General features: G+C 41.5%; 13 protein-coding genes. 4 read left to right on the forward strand and 9 right to left on the reverse strand.

The features are described 5' to 3' along the window. Positions 1-224 precede the first annotated feature (224 nt). Entirely contained in the window at positions 225-2,108 is a 1,884-nt protein-coding gene (locus F0249_RS09190; RefSeq protein ID WP_171756468.1) for a methyl-accepting chemotaxis protein, read from the forward strand. A gap of 154 nt (positions 2,109-2,262) precedes the next feature. Here F0249_RS09190 and F0249_RS09195 read toward each other — a convergent pair whose 3' ends face one another. Both F0249_RS09195 and F0249_RS09200 read right to left on the reverse strand, forming a co-directional pair. After that, positions 2,263-2,979: a 3'-5' exonuclease gene (locus F0249_RS09195; protein ID WP_029203507.1), complete on the reverse strand. Its 717-nt coding sequence runs from the start codon at positions 2,977-2,979 to the stop codon at positions 2,263-2,265. 9 nt (positions 2,980-2,988) lie between these two features. Further along, the gene (locus tag F0249_RS09200; RefSeq protein ID WP_171756469.1) at positions 2,989-4,878 is read right to left on the reverse strand and encodes a putative nucleotidyltransferase substrate binding domain-containing protein; all 1,890 of its coding nucleotides are present in this window, start codon (positions 4,876-4,878) and stop codon (positions 2,989-2,991) included. A gap of 182 nt (positions 4,879-5,060) precedes the next feature. Between F0249_RS09200 and F0249_RS09205 the strand changes: the two genes are divergently transcribed. After that, entirely contained in the window at positions 5,061-5,693 is a 633-nt protein-coding gene (locus F0249_RS09205; RefSeq protein ID WP_171756470.1) for a porin family protein, read from the forward strand. A 91-nt stretch (positions 5,694-5,784) separates the two neighbouring features. Here the strand turns inward: F0249_RS09205 and F0249_RS09210 are convergent, their stop codons facing one another. The 5 genes from F0249_RS09210 to F0249_RS09230 all read right to left on the reverse strand — a co-directional run bounded on the left by F0249_RS09210 (position 5,785) and on the right by F0249_RS09230 (position 12,953). Next, a complete protein-coding gene (locus F0249_RS09210) occupies positions 5,785-6,978 on the reverse strand; it encodes an amino acid aminotransferase (RefSeq protein ID WP_113797266.1) in 1,194 nt (397 codons plus the stop codon). Between the two features lie 231 nt (positions 6,979-7,209). Beyond that, positions 7,210-8,730, reverse strand: coding sequence for an HD domain-containing phosphohydrolase (locus F0249_RS09215; protein ID WP_171756471.1), 1,521 nt, complete (start codon positions 8,728-8,730; stop codon positions 7,210-7,212). A gap of 310 nt (positions 8,731-9,040) precedes the next feature. Further along, a complete protein-coding gene (locus F0249_RS09220) occupies positions 9,041-9,340 on the reverse strand; it encodes a hypothetical protein (protein ID WP_017053940.1) in 300 nt (99 codons plus the stop codon). A gap of 422 nt (positions 9,341-9,762) precedes the next feature. Next, positions 9,763-11,163, reverse strand: a complete 1,401-nt coding sequence (asnS, locus tag F0249_RS09225) for an asparagine--tRNA ligase (RefSeq protein ID WP_171756472.1) — start codon at positions 11,161-11,163, stop codon at positions 9,763-9,765. 164 nt (positions 11,164-11,327) lie between these two features. Beyond that, positions 11,328-12,953: a methyl-accepting chemotaxis protein gene (locus tag F0249_RS09230; RefSeq protein WP_171756535.1), complete on the reverse strand. Its 1,626-nt coding sequence runs from the start codon at positions 12,951-12,953 to the stop codon at positions 11,328-11,330. A 339-nt stretch (positions 12,954-13,292) separates the two neighbouring features. Here F0249_RS09230 and queD point away from each other — a divergent pair, with 339 nt between their 5' ends. Both queD and F0249_RS09240 read left to right on the forward strand, forming a co-directional pair. Continuing rightward, the gene (gene queD / locus F0249_RS09235; RefSeq protein ID WP_170961582.1) at positions 13,293-13,652 is read left to right on the forward strand and encodes a 6-carboxytetrahydropterin synthase QueD; all 360 of its coding nucleotides are present in this window, start codon (positions 13,293-13,295) and stop codon (positions 13,650-13,652) included. A 278-nt stretch (positions 13,653-13,930) separates the two neighbouring features. Further along, entirely contained in the window at positions 13,931-15,229 is a 1,299-nt protein-coding gene (locus F0249_RS09240) for a PAS domain-containing methyl-accepting chemotaxis protein (protein WP_171756473.1), read from the forward strand. A gap of 151 nt (positions 15,230-15,380) precedes the next feature. Here F0249_RS09240 and F0249_RS09245 read toward each other — a convergent pair whose 3' ends face one another. Beyond that, positions 15,381-16,742, reverse strand: a complete 1,362-nt coding sequence (locus F0249_RS09245) for an L-serine ammonia-lyase (protein WP_017053936.1) — start codon at positions 16,740-16,742, stop codon at positions 15,381-15,383. A 99-nt stretch (positions 16,743-16,841) separates the two neighbouring features. After that, positions 16,842-18,095 carry an aromatic amino acid transport family protein gene (locus F0249_RS09250; RefSeq protein ID WP_113797257.1) on the reverse strand — a complete coding sequence of 418 codons (1,254 nt, stop codon included), beginning with the start codon at positions 18,093-18,095 and terminating at the stop codon, positions 16,842-16,844. Positions 18,096-18,253: the final 158 nt, after the last annotated feature.

Below are 18,253 nucleotides of genomic sequence, written 5' to 3' on the forward strand. Positions count from 1 at the left end.
GTAATAAATAGATGAAGGGATGAACGATATGTTCATCCCTTTTTTTATTTTGATGGCTTTTTTGTAACGCTTTTTTTTGACAGTCGACGCAGAATTGACGTTATTTGATGGTTTTATCAAAGGATAAATAAAAGCTTAAAATTAAATGAGAATTCACTCGCAGAGCGTGAAAAAAATAGCTACTATCGCCAACTATTTTTGGCTACATGAGCTGATCTCGAATTATGAAAATTACTCTTAAACAGAAGTTGATAGGCGCAAGCTTATCGGCAGTTGTGTTGATGGCAACTGCATTGACTTGGATGTCCGCTGATAAATTATTTGAACAAACTCGAACTGGCATCTATTCAAGAGCACAAAGCCTTTCGTTTGCAGCTTCTGAAGGTATAGAAAGCTGGATTACTATTCGTAAAGATATCGCTTCAGCATTTAACGACTTTAGTGAAGAATCTGACGTTGTCCCATTTCTTCAACAAGCCCGTAAAGCGGGTAACTTTGACGATATTTTCCTAGGTACTCCAGAAGGTGGCATGTTCCGTTCACACCCTGAACGTAACCGTGCTGGTTATGATCCTCGTCAACGTCCGTGGTACAAAGATGCAAACTCTGCAGGTCAACAAATCATAACGACGGCTTACCAAGATGCGATCACCAATGCGTTACTTGTGACCATTGCTGAACCGGTAAATCAAAATGGCAAATTTGTTGGTGTTGTTGGGGCAGATGTACTGATTGACCAATTGATTAATGACGTCATCAGTTTAGAAGTTGGTGAAAATGCTTACGCAATGCTGATCGATACAAACGACGGCACCTTCCTAGCACACCCAGATAAAAGCTTACTGCTTAAACCGGTAAGCCAGCTTTCGAATGAGCTTAGCATGAACAGCATTGAGCAAGCCGTTCAAAGTAAGAGCATCGAAATCATCGAGAACAAGGGTAAGCAGAAGCTTCTATATTTTGTGAACGTTCCGAATACTAAGTGGATTTTTGGTATTGAGATGGACCGTGCAACAGAAGAAGCTGGGCACTCATCTCTACTGATGCAGCTGATTACAACGGCTGTAGTGATCACCATACTCGTTATTCTGTTAGTTTCTTGGTTAGTGAGCTTCTTATTCCGAGATCTTGGCCGTGTGTCTAAAGCACTTGAAGAAATCGCATCAGGCGAAGGTGATTTAACTCAGCGTTTAACACCACGTAGTGATGATGAAGTAGGCCAGCTTGCTACGAACTTCAATAAGTTTGTGGGTAACATGCACTTAATGGTTACCAAGTTAAGTGAAGTATCAGCATCTCTTTCAGAGCAAGCGAAGTTAACCGCTTCTCAAGCTGAAGAACGTAGTGCTCGTATTCAACTACAACAAGACGAGATCAATATGGTCGCGACTGCTGTAAATGAAATGGCAGCGGCGACTCAAGAAATTGCAGGAAATGCTGATAATACGGCTCAAAACTCTTCTGAAGCGGTAGGTGCGTGTGAACATGGTTCTAACCAAGTGACACAAACACAAGGCTCAATTCAAAACTTAGCTCAAGAAGTGCAAGTGGCGACGAATGTTATTCAAGAGCTTGAAGCGCACGGAAACAGCATCAATACGATTCTGTCTACCATTCAAGGTATTGCAGAGCAAACGAACTTGCTAGCACTGAATGCTGCGATTGAAGCAGCTCGTGCAGGCGAACAAGGTCGTGGTTTTGCTGTTGTTGCGGATGAGGTTCGTGTTTTAAGCCAGCGTACTCATGCGTCAACGCAAGAGATTCAGCAGACGATTGAGATGCTTCAAAGCACTACAACGAAAGCGGTTTCAATTATGGATGACAGCCGTATGCTTGCTGATACAAGTGTTGATGATGCAAACTCTGCCGCAGTTAGTTTGACTCAAATTCACACAGCAGTTGAGCGTATTAGTGATATGGCTACGCAGATCGCTTCTGCCGCTGAAGAGCAAGCCTCAGTGACATCTGAGATCACTCGTAATACTCAAGGTATTCGTGATGTATCAAATGAGCTAGCGACTGAAGCACAAGATGCAGCAACGCAAGCTGCTAAACTCTCTGATTTGTCATTTGAACTAGAGACAGAGATCAGCCAGTTTAAGCTATAAAGCTATAAAGCTATAAAGCTATAAAGTGAAAGTAAGAGTAAAAAGGAGCTTAAAATTAAGCTCCTTTTTTTGATCTTGATGTTAGCGAAAATGTTGTCTCAACTATTGGCAATCAAGCTAAACCGCAGCTGACCATTAAATTAAGGAAAGGGAGTTAAAGCCAAAAGTCTCGTATTGGTTGGTTAGGATCAAAATGATGGGCAATTTGAGCCTGTAGCAGCTCAGCGGTAGCGATAGCATCCGTCAGAGCATGGTGCGGCGTATAAACAGGTAGCCCATAGCGAGTTCGGCTTTTCCCCAGACGCACAGAGCCAGGTTTCTTACCTTTTAACTTATTCCATAAGCCGCCAGAAATTTTATTCTGTAGATCGGATTCTATTTGCAGAGTATCGAGCACAGGGAAAATGATACCTTCATTGATACGAGCCTTTAAAGCCTGATCTAAAAACTCACGCTCAATGCGTCGATAATGCACGACCATTATTTTTCCTGAAAGTGCATCAAGCACTTCGTCAATCACTTCAGAAAAATCAGGTGCACCCAAAATATCATTATGCGTGATGCCATGGATCACAACTGACTCTTCTTCTAGCTTCTGCTTAGGTCGAACCGTCCAATGCTTCGCTCGGCTTAAACAGATACGATTGAGAGTAAATGGCACGACTCCGATCGTTATAATGCCATCTTTTTTAGGATCTAATCCGGTTGTTTCAAAATCCACAGCCAAGAATTCAATTTCAGAGATTGGCGTATCCGGGCTTGGTAGTATCTTGCTATAAAAAGATTGAAGTCGGTGATCTCTGGCTTGTATCAGTTTCTTTGAAAACTTCATTTGCCAGTCGATGCTTGGTTGTTGTAGTGCTTTAATAATCATAACGACCTACTTGAAACTGTTGCTTGCTTGGTAGCGGAATTTCAAGAAATTCTGTGCATTACTCAAAATTTGGAAAGCATCCTTTAGATTACGGCGCTCAAAGTCAGATAGGTTTTCAGGTTCGATATTGTTATCTGGCTCAATTTTGTTCTCAACGTCCAACGCTTGGTGTCGAATCCTTACCATGTAGATGAACTCCATTGCATCTTTCAAATCTTGAGCTCGTCCTTTCGGAAGGATGCCAGCATCAATAATGTCATCCAATCGCTCGAATGAGTTTTGGGAACGGGAGCCAACCGCAAGAGCATGAACACGAACAAGATCGGCAAGTGGTGCAGTACCACGGCGCTTTAAGTTGATCGAGTTATTATGTCTGCCATCTTTTTCCATTACGAAGTCTTTGAAAAAGCCCAAAGGAGGCGTGCGGTTTAGAGCATTACGCGCAAGACATGCTAAGAAACGGTTGTTTTTTCTTGCTCTACGAACAATAAAACTATTGAGTTGTTCCGCCCACTTTAAGCGCCCATAGATACCATCTAGATCGAAAAAGATAGAGGCATTGAGCAGAGCTTTAGGGTTTGGATCATCAATCCAATCGGCAAAACATGCTTCCCACTCAGAACGAGTCATGCGCCACATTTTGTTGGTCGCCATGATATCGCCCGTGCAATAGCTATACCCACATTTATCTAGACCATCACAGATGAATTTAGAGAACGCCTCAAAGTAGGCATTATGTTTTTCATCGTCATAGCTTTCATCAAGGATAATCGCGTTATCTTGATCGGTAACGATAAGCTGTTCATCTCGGCCCATAGAGCCAAGAGCAAGAAAGCAATAGGGGATTGGGGCGCTGCCAAGTGTTTCTTCTGCCAGTTCGATAATGCGCTGTTTGAAGCTGCGGCCAATGACTGACATCGCCGTCCCAACCATGTGAGAGTTCGCATCCTCATTCACTAAACGGACAAAGCTGTCTTTCACTTGCTCTGAGAGTGATACTAACTCTTCAACACTTTGTTGCTGGAAAATACTGCTTACGAGTAACAGAGAGTTTTGGGATTCATAACGGACAATATCAGTCGCTTCTATGATACCAATAGGCTTCTTGTCTTTTAAAACCGGTAAGTGGTGCACGTTATAACGAAGCATGGTGAGCATTGCCTCGTATACATAGGCATTATGATCCAGAGATATAACTTCGGTGGTCATCACTGTGGACACATCATCACTTGGATCTAAACCTTCAGCAAGCACTCGAGTGCAGAGATCTCGGTCGGTGATAATACCAATAACCGGTGAGTTATCATCTTCGTCATCTTGAATGATGTCGGGGTCGATAATCAGTAGCGACGATATGTTCTCTTCTGCCATCATTATTGCGGCTTGTTGTATGGTTTGATGCTTTTGAATTGTTGGGGCTTCACGGCTTAACAAGGTTCGCACTTTAGACGTTGTCAGATCATTGGCATCGTTACTTTCTGAGTTAGCCTGTCTCAGACGCGCGTTATCTTCCACTTCGACAAAGTCTGCAAAGGAATCGTGGTTATCATACAGTTCTTGGAATATCTCTTCAGAGAGGCAGTATACTAGGGTGTCTTCAATCGCTTTTACTGGGAAACGGACTTTATTGTTGGTAAGTAGACCCATTTGCCCAAACAAGTCGCCTTGATCTAAGCGGTTATAAAGCTCTCCTTTACGTCGATATACTTCCACGACCCCGCTGCGAACGATATAGAGGTCATTAATATGATCGCCTAAATGTATGATAGGCGTATCTTGGCGATAATAGGATATTTCAACGTTTTGGGTAACTTTAGTGAGGACGTCTTCTGGGAGTTCGTTGAATGGGGGATATTGTGCCAGAAAATTTTGTATTTCGAGTAATTCAGCTTCCATATTTAAACACGTCCAAATAGATATACATAAGAAGAATAGACCATGTTACAGCATTTAAACTATTTGTCAGACAGTTTTCCAAATCGTGATTTGCTTCTTCTCATAATTTGATTTAATAGACTAGTATTCAATGAGATATCGAGTCAAACAATGTCAATTGGTGTTTAAAAGAGGGGTTTTATATGTTTAGAAGAGTGCTATTAATCGGCCTTGTCGTTTCCTCATTCTTTAGCCATGCACAAGAGCGTGATTCAATTTATGATACGCCGACAAGATACGATTACCTCTACGCAACAGTGAGTTCAGGTAGCTTTGATAGCGACATTGGGGGGAACTCTAATGTAACAACATGGAACTTAGGTGGGAACGGACTTGTGACAGAGCATTGGCTTGTCGCGATCGATTATTCGGCTCGATTTGTTAATCTTAAAAGTACGGATTTAAGAATTGATACTTTGCTTGCGGGCGGTGGTTATCGATTCAAATTGAGAGAAGATTTAGACCTTGTCACCGTGGCTCAGGTTGGGGCAATAAAAGCAAAAGAGACCTTGGAATCGATAGATAAGACGCTCTATTCTGAATCTGAATTTGTATATGCCGGCTCACTCTATTTGAACTATGCGTTTACTGAAAAAACAGAAGGTAGACTGGCTGCCGAATTCAACCGTAGCGATTGGATTGACGAAAATATCACTCGGTTAGAAGTGAATCACTATATAACATCAGCCGTTGCGCTTGGGGGATTTTATACATACCGCAAAGCGAATAGTCACTACAGCAATGAAGCGGGTGTTTCATTTAGAGTGCTGTATTAAACGCCACAAATTAAACGTCCAATTTTTATCTTAATCGCAATAAAAAAGACCAGATCGAGACCTGGTCTTTTAAAGATGTTAATCAAAACAATTAAAGTACGGCAGCAATACCTTTACATAGTGGACCCATGTTTGATTTTGTCATGCCTGCAACACTGATACGGCCAGAGCCAACAATGTAAATAGCGAACTCATCTTTTAAACGCGTTACTTGTGCTTTTGTCAGCCCTGAAAAAGAGAACATGCCGTTTTGACGTTCAATAAAACTGAAATCGGCATCGACACCTTCAGCTTTAAGTGTCGAAACAAAGAGCTCTCGCATCTCTTGAATACGATCACGCATCTCTGTTACTTCTGATTCCCATTCTGCGCGAAGATCTTGGTCACCAAGAATATGAGTCACGACAGCGCTACCGTGAGCGGGTGGGTTTGAGTAAATCGAGCGGATGATGCTTTTTACTTGAGAGAATGCAGTCGTAGCAACATCCGATGATTTTGCGACTAAAGTAAATGCACCAACGCGTTCATTGTATAAACCGAAGTTCTTTGAAAATGAGCTTGCTACCAGGATTTCGTCATTGTATTTTGCGAATGTACGTAAACCTGCAGCATCCTCTTCGACGCCTTTTGAAAAGCCTTGGTATGCGAAATCAAATAGTGGAAGTAGCTCTTTTTCAGCAACCAGTTTTGCAAGGACCTCCCACTCATCAGCGGTAGGGTCAATACCTGTAGGGTTATGACAGCAACCGTGAAGTAATACAATGTCGCCTTTTGATGCTTGCTCAAGGTCAGCAACCATCGCAGAAAAATCTTTGTTTTTGGATTCTGCATCATAGTACGAGTACTGCGCAGTTTGAATGCCTGCAGCGCTAAATACACCATTGTGGTTCGCCCATGTTGGGTTACTAATCCAGATTTTAACGTCGCTACCCAATTGGCGCTTAATGAACTCACCAGCAACGCGTAGAGCACCAGTACCACCAGGGGCTTGTGCAGTTTTTGCGCGTTTCTCGCTCACAATAGATGCATCATCGCCAAAAAGAAGTTTTTGTACAGCAAGTCCGTATTCTGCTGTCCCTTCAATGGTGAGGTATGACTTAGTCTTCTCTTTTTCTAGCAGTGCTGCTTCTGCTTTTTTTACCGTTTTTAAAACAGGCGTCTCACCACTTTCATTTTTGTAAATCCCAACGCCTAGGTTAATTTTTTCAGGGCGAGTATCCTTTTTAAACTCTTCAGTAAGCCCAAGAATAGGGTCTGCGGGAGCTGCTGCAACTTTTTCAAACATAATCGTCATCCATGTAATTGAAGGGAGAATATTAATCACTCCAGTATTTATACCTGTAAGGATTTTACCTGACAATAACAATAGAAAAGAAAAAGTAAAAAAAATCAGTTTTGACGTGAAAAATGGCAGGAGAGGGTGTTTTCATAAAAAAACACTCTAGTTTTTGTTCACTAGAGTGCTGATTAATTGTTGTTGTGTGTAACATTTAACCCGTGATGGTTAGCGAAGCTGCTAAGTTGTTATCAGGCTTGGCTTCTCTAGTTTAGTATCCGGCATTGGTTGTTCGTCGGTTGGGGTATCCGCTGAATCTGTGTACTGAGCAGCAATGCTGATAAACCGAGCCTCAATCGCTAGAAATGCTTCAACAACATCAGGATCAAAATGAGTATTAGAGCCCTCTAGAATAATGGCTTTGGCTTTATCGTGGCTAAATGCGGGCTTGTAGACTCGCTTGGAGATTAAAGCGTCATAAACATCAGCAAGCGCCATTAGACGGCCTGAAAGTGGGATATCTTCGCCACCTAACTGGTTTGGATAACCGCTTCCGTCCCATTTTTCGTGGTGAGTGAGCGAAATCTCTTTTGCCACTCGCAAAAATGAGCTGGTACCAAGTTGCTTCTCTGCAATAGAGAGTGCATCCGCCCCGATTTGTGGGTGTCCTTTCATTATCTCGAACTCGTCGAATGTTAATTTGCCCGGTTTGAGTAGAACATTATCTGGGATCCCCACTTTACCTACGTCATGCAGTGGCGCTGACTTGTACAGTAGCTCGATATAATTCGGCGTAAGTAGTGTCGCGTGCTGAGGAGAAAGACTCAGTTGTTCAGCCAGAGCTTTAACATACTCTTGTGTGCGGAGTATGTGCGCCCCTGTTTCATTATCTCGTGACTCTGCAAGTGCGGAAAGGCTGACGATTGCGACGTCTCTGGTTGTTTTTACTTCATTTTGGCTAAGTTGAAGTGTGTCTAACATGGTATTAGTTAGTGACGCCATTGAGCCTAGTTCATCATGAGCAAATACGGGTAAGCGCGTGTTTATTTTACCTTGGGTGACTTGCAGTAAAGAGCACTCTTGGCTTAAAAGTACTTTTTTCATCAACTTGGTCCACAGCATCATGATGGCAACGGCGTAACCACCAAGTATTGCCGAAATATAGATAAACTCTTTGATCACGCTGATCTGACCTGAACCATCCAAAACCCGTGCAGGGTTGTGTTCAAGCCAGAAAATATCCTTAACCGCAACCATAGTGAGCATAGCCGTTAGGGTGACTAACAGTAATACGACTAAAGTAATCATTTGGCGAATGATGGACTGACGCTCTCCCTGTAATTGGAACTGGTTCGGTTGGTGTTCATCAGTTATATCTAGCTGATCTATTTTTGCGACCAGTTGCAGTATTGTTCCGGTGAAGAATCCAAACAGTGTCATGCCAAATAGCACTTTTAAATTGCTGTCTAATGGGAAGTCATTATTGAGATTATAAAACGCAGCAAAGGGTAGGCTTGCGAAGAAAAATAGTGTGGTATCCAGTTGGCCAAACTTCATCTCTTTTACTAATGAATGATTGTTCAGTAGAAAGTGACGAATTAAAAAAGTAATCGTGAAAACGGTGCTTGTATGAATCATTACTTCTGTGGCGCTTAATGTTTCCAGCATAGGACAAACGCGTCCGCCATAGATCCCAAACAAAAAAGCGGCAACAACATATAGTTTTAATGTTAAAGACGCATTGTAGACAGATTGTTTCATGATAAGCCCTTTGAACATAACTGCTAAAATTTATTGTTCATTGCGTAATGTAATCAATGAGAAAAAAGTGATTACTATTGCGAAATGTCAACCGACAAATAATAAAGACCGTCTATTTTATCTATAGATTTCAATTAATGATACAAATTATAAATACACAATTTTAACATGTGTACTCGGGACATTATTTTTTAATGGTGTCTGATGGTGTTATGGACGACGTAATCAGTGTGTCGCTTGTTGGGGGAGTGTTCTCTGAGGAAATGCACATAAAATTAACCCCAACATCTGTGCTGTTGGGGCTTTATGGCTATTTTTTAAGGTTTAGCTGAGATTCAATCGCTTGAGCCTCTACATCAGGGTTCTTAGACAGTTTGTCTGCCGCCCATGTGTTCATATGTTTTAGAATCGCTGAAATAGCGTGCTTCTTAGTTGGTGTCTCTTCTTTCTCGCATTCAATTGGCTGTTTAGGGTGAGAGCCTGTTGCATCTTCAGCAATGTTTAACCAATCTGGGTGCCAGTAATATGGTTGACCTGTCGATGATAACCAGCTATGAACACCGTTTGTCTCACCTTTATATTCCAAATTTTCTGTGTCTAATTTTTTCATGTTCTTCTCGAATTATTGTTATGGATAGATCGGTATTCCCGATGATCAAAGAGTTACATTAGTAATGTAGCAAAGAGTTGAAGAATAAAAGTGAGATCGATCTCAGTATCTGCCTATTTCGTGCAAACGTCACTGATGATTTTAAAATAAATGTGAAGTCTAACGTTTCAGGTATGAAAGTGACTTTGGCTAACTTTATGCAAAGATAGATTTTAAATTAAATCAGTTGAATAAAGGTGAAGCTAAATTCAGGACAAAAATGGAAGGGGGGATATTATTTATGATCGTTAAATATATTAAAAAAAGGTAATAAAAAGCCCACTCCCTAAGTGAGAGTAGGCTTAAATTTTTATGCACCGATGTGTTGGTTACATACTTATACTTTGCTAAAAGCTAAAAGCTAAAAGCTAAAAGCTAAAAGCTTAGAAGTTCGCAGAACGTGGAGTACGTGGGAACGGAATAACGTCACGTACGTTACCCATACCTGTTACGTAAGACACTAGACGCTCAAAGCCAAGACCGAAGCCAGCATGAGGAACTGTGCCGTAACGACGTAAATCGCGGTACCAGCTCATGTGTTCAGGGTCGATACCCATTTCAATCATACGTGCATCAAGAACGTCTAAACGCTCTTCACGTTGAGAACCACCGATGATCTCACCAATACCTGGTGCAAGAACATCCATCGCAGCAACTGTTTTGCCATCGTCATTTTGACGCATGTAGAATGCTTTAATATCTTTCGGGTAGTTCTTAACGATAACTGGCGCTTTGAAGTGCTCTTCAGCTAGGTAACGTTCATGTTCAGAAGACATATCAATGCCCCACTCAACATCAAACTCAAACTTACGACCAGAATCTTTTAGGATTTGGATTGCGTCAGTGTAGTCTACTTGTGCGAAATCAGAACTTACAAACTGTTCTAGACGAGTGATCGCTTGCTTGTCGATGCGAGAAGCAAAGAACTCAAGATCATCACGACGCTCAGCAAGAACCGCTTCAAATACATACTTAAGCATGTCTTCTGCAAGTTTTGCTACATCATCAAGATCAGCAAAAGCAACTTCAGGTTCAACCATCCAGAATTCAGCTAGGTGGCGGCTTGTGTGAGAATTTTCAGCACGGAAAGTAGGCCCGAATGTGTAAACTTTGCTTAGTGCACAAGCGTAAGTTTCAGCATTTAGTTGGCCAGATACTGTCAGGAATGTCTCTTTACCAAAGAAATCTTTGTCGTAATCAACATTGCCTTTGTCATCAAGTGGCAGGTTCGCGTGGTCTAGAGTAGAAACGCGGAACATCTCACCAGCACCTTCTGCGTCAGAAGATGTAATTAGTGGAGCAGACATCCAGAAGTAGCCTTGCTCGTGGTAAAAGCGGTGAATTGCTTGAGATAGACAGTTACGAACACGTGCAACAGCACCGATCACGTTAGTACGTGGACGAAGGTGTGCAACTTCACGTAGGTACTCAATAGAATGGCGAGTTTTAGCCATTGGGTAAGTGTCAGCATCTTCAACCCAGCCTACAACTTTTACTTCAGTTGCTGCGAGTTCAAAATCTTGACCTTTTGCCGGAGACTCAACAATCTTACCTGTTACTTCAACAGAGCAGCCAGTAGTTAGCTTTAATACTTCGTCTTCGTAATTATTAAGATTATTTGGGACCACGGCCTGAATCGGGTCGAAACAAGAGCCGTCATAAATGGCGAGGAAAGAGATTCCAGCTTTGGAATCACGACGTGAGCGGATCCAGCCCTGAACAGTTACTTCACTGTCTACTGCTAGTTTTCCACCAAGTACGTCTGCTACAGGCGCGTTAGTCATGTTAGTTACATTCTCCATTGAGGTAAAAACTCAACCTAATGTTAAACTTATCTGTTTAAATACATTGATTTGTATAAAAAACAGACGAAACATTAGGTTGTAGATTACTTTTTTAATTCAATGGAACATATTACCTGTCAAATCTGTCTCTTCAACCTTTATTGTTATTTGAGCGACGAATTATTTGAAGAAAGCGTGAATTGGTTGAGCAATAGCTCAAGTCTATCCGATAGTTGCTCCAAACTAACGCTAATATCCCGAGTCTGAGTTGCTGATTGAGACGTTTCATCAGCGTGTCTGGTAATTATTTCTACTTTCGACTGAACATCATGATTCAGTTGAGTCGTTGTTTGAGTTTGTTGCTGAATATTTGTCGCATGCTGGAGAACTTGTTGCATTTCACCGACCACGTTAGTCATCGCAAGTGACAGTTCTTCAATATCAGAAGAGCGTTTGTGTGCATGATCACACACATCATCAACCGATTGTAGAGACTCTTCGCTCCCTTTTTTGAACTCAGCAATAATCGTTTTAATATTCCCCGTCGCTTCAGAGGTTCTTGAGGCAAGTTGTCTTACTTCATCGGCCACTACCGCAAACCCGCGTCCTTGCTCTCCTGCTCGGGCGGCTTCAATGGCAGCATTTAAAGCCAATAGGTTGGTCTGTTCGGCAATGCCATTAATCACTTCGAGAATGGATGATACTTGAGTCGTCCGCTGGTTTAATTCCGAAATCTTGTTCTTCACATTTTCAATATCACCGACTAGGTGTTTAATCTCTTCGCTGGCCGAGTGAGCTTGATCTGCACTCGCTTGAGCGACAGATGTGGTATGAGTAATAAGAGTGGATGCATCAATCGTCGCTTGCTCAACATTGACCTGTTGATCTTGCATTGTGTGGATATTACTTTGAACTTCTGCGGTTTCATCTTGCTGATTATTTGCCGCTCTATCTGTGACTTGAGCCACTCCAGTCAGTTTGGTCGCAGAATCGGAAAGGGTATGAGAAGTCTCTTGGACCTTCATTAAACTTTCAGAAACCGTATCCATGAATGAATTGATAGACTGAGCCAGAGAACCAACCTCATCAGTTTGTTTGCTAGGAATACGTTGAGATAGATCTTTATTCTGACTCACGATTGTCATGAAACGGGATGTTTTCTGGATAGGACTCACGACTATTTTTCGGATTAATCCCATAGTGATTATGAATCCGATAAAAGCGATACCTGCCATAATAGCGATAGCGATCATGGTTCGTTTGCTTATTAACGTATTGACGCTGCTGAGATTGTACTCAAGTCTAATCGCCCCTAACACTTCACCTTCTGGGGCCATATGACAGGCGACACAATTGGTGCCTCTGTAGTTTTCACTTGATTTCATTGGTAAGGCAACGACTAAACCTTTTCCCCAGCTGGCGTTAAAAGGTTCAATAACCATTTCACCTTCGAGCGCTCTACGGTCAATATCATCGATAGGTTGCTGGTTACTTTGCCCCGGCCCATAAAGCTTGCTGACATGCTCGGCTCTCAGTACTCGAACTACTTCAATACCATCTTGAGCGAGTGCCTTTTGGCGTAATGTCTCTTTTTGAGCCATTGTTCCTGTCAGCATCATCATATTAAGGCTATCGAAATAGTTACTCGCCTTATCGTGTAGCTGCTGACTTAATACCGAATTGATCAATTCTCTTTGTTGGAAGTACTGATAAGAGGTTGAAACCGCAAGGACACAAGTGAAGACGGTCACTAAAGTAACCAGTATTTTAGAGGTTATGGTCGAGAATATTGGATTAGAGAGCATTAGGTTCTTTAATTATTGGTATGAATAGACGATGTGAATATAAGGTTAAACATAAGTAACACCAAAGAGGTATCGCTAGTAATGTGACCACACACAAACTACGGTTAATGTAAATGTGATGTAGCTAACTTGTGATGTTAATTTGACGTGCAGATGTCATTTGTCTGGCGCATTATTGTGTAAAGAATCGCATTTAGAGCCCCGTTAAGATCTGCGTTCATAGCGATATGGAGAGCTTCGCAACATTCGATGGAAATTCAAAAGCTTGTCTATAGGCGTTGTTTTAAGTAGCATTGCGCGTCTTTTAAAATCCTGAGAATCGAAATGAAAACTGAACTGTACAAAGACTTTATGTTTGAAGCTGCACATCACTTACCACATGTTCCAGAAGGTCATAAATGTGGACGCTTACATGGACACTCTTTCATGGTTCGCTTATATGTTGAAGGTGAAGTCGATCCTCATACTGGCTGGATCATCGACTTCTCAGAAATTAAAGCTGCATTCAAACCGATTTATGATCGCTTAGACCATTACTACTTAAATGATATCGAAGGATTAGAGAATCCAACGAGCGAAGTTCTGTCTAAGTGGATTTGGCAGCAGTTAAAACCAGCACTTCCATTATTAAGCAAGGTTGAGATAAAAGAGACTTGCACGGCGGGTTGTACTTATATCGGTTAACTTGATTGAATAGAAGCTGTGAGTAAAAGTTGCAGCTTCTTAATGACTTAGTAACACCTATCCTCTTTAGTTTTAACTTCACACTTCCCTCTCTTCATTTAGCCCCTGAATGCCATTAATTTATTGATATAATTAGTGATACTTATTCATTTTCACTATTTTTTGATCCTTTATTTTTTAATTATGGGTTAGTATTCTGTTTGCGAAATTGTGTGCTGTGTAACCTGACGGTATATACTAATAGTATTATCAGTATTGATTTATGGAATGTTACCGATATGTTTAATAAAAATAAGAAAAAAGTTTTAGAGTTAACTGAGCAATTAAAAGCGATGCAAAGCCAACTGGATGCTATTCACCATTCCGTACCGACCATTGAATTTACACCGAGTGGAGACATATTGGCGGCTAATGAACTGTTTTTAGATATTGTTGGATATTCAATGGAAGAGGTTAAAGGCAAGAATCACTCTAATGTCTGTTTTCCGGAATATACCCGTACTCCAGAATATGCTCAGTTTTGGAGAGATCTTGCGAATGGTGTTATGCAAACAGGGCGTTTCCAACGAGTTCATAAATCTGGTCATGAAATTTGGCTTGAAGCGACATATTTTCCAATTATGCAGGATAATAAAGTTGTTAAAGTGATGAAAATTGCCAGTGATGTGACTGAGAAGCATCAAGAAAGTATTGCTCGTTCAAGTGTTTTACAGGCACTGAATCGCTCTTTGGCGACAATTGAGTTTACTCCTAGTGGGGAGATTATTACTGCAAATGAGAACTTCTTAAATGCTGTAGGCTATCGACTTAATGACGTTGTTGGTAAACACCACCGTATATTTTGCAGCGATAAATTTTACCTTGAAAATCCGAGCTTTTGGGATGAATTAGCAAAAGGGCAAATTAAAGCAGGTCAATTCCAACGTAGAGGCTATTCTGGTCAAAATATATGGTTAGAAGCAACCTACAACCCAATTTTCGACTCCAACGGCGTTGTGACGAAAGTTATTAAGTTTGCAACAGATATTACAGCACAGATTGAACGTAACGAAGCGGTGGCTCATGCCTCTGATGTGGCGCATAGTACGTCAGTAGAAACCGCTCAAATTGCCAAGCAGGGTTCTGAACTATTGGCTGATTGTGTGAACGTGTCACTTTCAATTGATTCTAAAGTTGAGGAAGCAGTAGAACAAACGAGAGAGTTAAATTCTCGCTCTCGCGATATTGGTGAAATTGTAAGTACCATTAAAGGGATTGCCGAGCAGACGAATCTTTTAGCATTGAACGCAGCTATAGAAGCCGCTCGTGCTGGTGAAACTGGTCGAGGTTTTGCGGTTGTGGCTGATGAAGTGAGGCAACTCGCGGCGAGAACCGCACAGTCAACCAACGAAATTGAAGCGGTGGTGTCAAACAACCAGACGCTTACTGCGGGAGTGATGCAATCTATGTCTGAAGTTTCTGAAATATCCAATGAAGGAACACAGAAGATTACCGAAGTTTCATCGGTGATGGATGAAATATACAACGGCGCAGAAAATGTGACACAAACAGTAGGGCAGTTGAATAACGATTTGTAGCCTAGCTCGCTGTTGTTCATAAATTTAAGATAATAAAAAAGGCGACATAGTCGCCTTTTTTGTTTTTAAATACTTTAGTTCTTAAATAATTTAGTTTTTAAACACTTTTACTTTTAAAAACTAATGAATATTAGCTATTAGTATTTGAGTATTAGCAGATAACTTTGATTGCCAAGCCACCTTGAGAAGTCTCACGGTATTTAGCATTCATGTCTTTACCTGTTTCCAGCATCGTTTCGATAACTTTATCAAGGGAAACACGTGGTGCAGAAGCACGACGTAGAGCCATACGAGAAGAGTTAATCGCTTTTACTGCTGCAATACCGTTACGTTCGATACAAGGAACTTGTACTTGGCCTGCTACTGGGTCACAGGTTAAACCAAGGTTATGTTCCATACCGATCTCTGCTGCCATACAAACTTGTTCAGCACTGCCACCCATTAGCTCAGCAAGACCTGCCGCAGCCATTGAACATGCAACGCCAACTTCACCCTGACAACCTACTTCAGCGCCAGAGATAGAAGCGTTTTGCTTGTAAAGACCGCCGATAGCGCCAGAAGCCGCGAAGTAACGAATGTAATCTTTTTCAGTTACGGTTTGGATAAATTTATCGTAGTAAGCAAGAACGGCAGGAATAATGCCACAAGCACCATTTGTAGGAGCCGTAACAACACGACCACCTGCTGCATTTTCTTCATTTACCGCAAACGCATACATGTTTACCCAATCGATAACTGTCATCGGATCGGTATTGGTTTTTTCTGAAGTTAATAGCTGTTGGCGTAATGCTGCTGCACGACGAGGTACACGTAGAGGCCCTGGAAGTAGACCTTCAGTATTCATACCACGCTCCATACATTCACGCATGGTTTTCCAGATGTTAGCGAAGTAGGTACGTACTTCTTCATCTGCGTAAAGGGCATGTTCGTTAGCCATTACCAACGTACTAATAGATAAACTGTGCTCTTGGCATAGGTTTACCAACTCTTCAGCTGTGTTGTATGCGTAAGGTACTTTAATAGCAGACTTTTGATCTTTACCAAAGTTCTCTTCGTCAACGATGAAACCGCCGCCAATAGAGTAATAAGTTTTAGAGTATGCTTTTTCGTCGTCGATCCATGCGTGAATCTGCATGCCGTTTTCATGTAAATCGAGATTGGTAGTGTGGAAGTTCATCCCACTATCTTTAGGGAACGAAACCGTATGGCAGTGCATGCCTACAGGTAAACGTTCAGTTTCTTCAACGCGAGCAATAAATCCTGGAATGGAGTCGATATCTACTTTTTCTGGGCTATTACCAGCAAGACCCATGATGATAGCGACATCTGTGTGGTGACCTTTCCCTGTCAGTGATAATGATCCATAAACGTCCACGGTAATTTTAGTGATGTCGCGCAATTTTCCCATTGAACGAAGGTCATCAATAAATTCTTTACCCGCTTTCATTGGTCCAACAGTATGTGAGCTCGAAGGACCAACACCAATTTTATAGATATCAAAAACACTAATCATAGTGATTACCTCTAAAGAAGCCTCCGGGGAAGGAGGCTTTTTATTATCATTATTATTTAATTCACCTGAAACGACTTATGTGCAATAAGCCGTTGCAGATTATAGAGCGCCGTAGATTACAGAAGTAATAGCTGCGATACCACAAACTGCTGTAAATAGTTGTACAGGAGCTGAAGTTTTAAGCTTAGCCATTGCTGGCACTTTGCGCATTGCATATACAGGCATTAGGAACAGGATTGCAGCGATCATCGGTGCACCCATTGTTTCAATCATACCTAGAATGCTTGGGTTGATGATAGCAACAGCCCAAGTAGTAACAACGATAAAGATTAGAGATACTTTCTCGATTGATTTAACTGGAGCTTTAGAGCGAGACTTACCAAGACCTACTAGACCTTCGTGAGCACCAAGGAAGTGACCGAAGTAGCTAGAAGTAATAGCAGCGAAAGCAACGAATGGACCAAGAACCGAGATTAGTGGAGATTCGTGAACGTTAGCTAGGTAAGAAAGAACACTGATGTTTTGCTCTTTTGCTGTTGCTAGTTGCTCTGGAGATAGAGAAAGCACTACAGAGAAAACGAAGAACATAACGAAGCCCATAAGCATCATTGCTGCACCGCCAGTGATCATGTCTGTTTTCTTAGACGCGTCTTCACCGTAAGTTTGGCGTTGTTCTTTAGCGAACTGGCTGATAATTGGGCTGTGGTTGAAAGAGAAAACAATGATTGGAATTGCAAGCCATACAACAGAAGGCATAGTTGACCATTCTGGAGTAACAGACAGCATTGAAGTGTTCCAATCAGGGATTAGGTAGAAAGATAGTGCTAATAGAACCGCTACTAATGGGTAAACCATAACAGAAGTCGCTTTAAGCATTAATTCTTTACCAAATACTACACCAGCAGTCATTGCAGCGATAAGGCAACCAGAAAGTAACCAGCGAGGAATAGATTCCATGCCAACTTGGTTAACTAGGAAAGAATCTACAGTGTTAGTGATACCAACGCCGTAAATTAGAACGATAGGGTAAATCGCGAAAAAGTAGGCAAAAGTAATAAGGTTCGCGCCAGTTTTACCAAAATGTTCTTCAACAGTATCTGTGATATCAGCGTTAGGATTTTTAGCTGATAAAACAAAACGTGCCAAACCTTTGTGTGCAAACCAAGTCATTGGTGCTGCGATTAGAGCTAGGATAACTAATGGCCAAAAACCACCAGCGCCCGCTTTAATTGGAAGGAAAAGAACACCAGCACCAACAGCAGTACCGAATAATGATAGAGCCCAAGTGAAATCTTTGTAAGTCCACTTAGTACTTGTTTTAGCGGCCGTAGCCGAAGAAGTTGTTGTATTCATGTTAAATTTGCTCATTTTTTGGGAACAGGAAATAAGTCGAGGCGTATTTTGCAGAATTTTCGTCTGCAAAAAATAGATCTAAATCATGTATTGAATGAGCTTATTGAATGTTTTATCAAAAATGCATTTTGGATCACGAAAATGCCGTGCTACAGGTG

The sequence above is a fragment of the Vibrio sp. 03-59-1 genome (assembly GCF_013114135.1).
GTDB lineage: Bacteria > Pseudomonadota > Gammaproteobacteria > Enterobacterales > Vibrionaceae > Vibrio > Vibrio cortegadensis.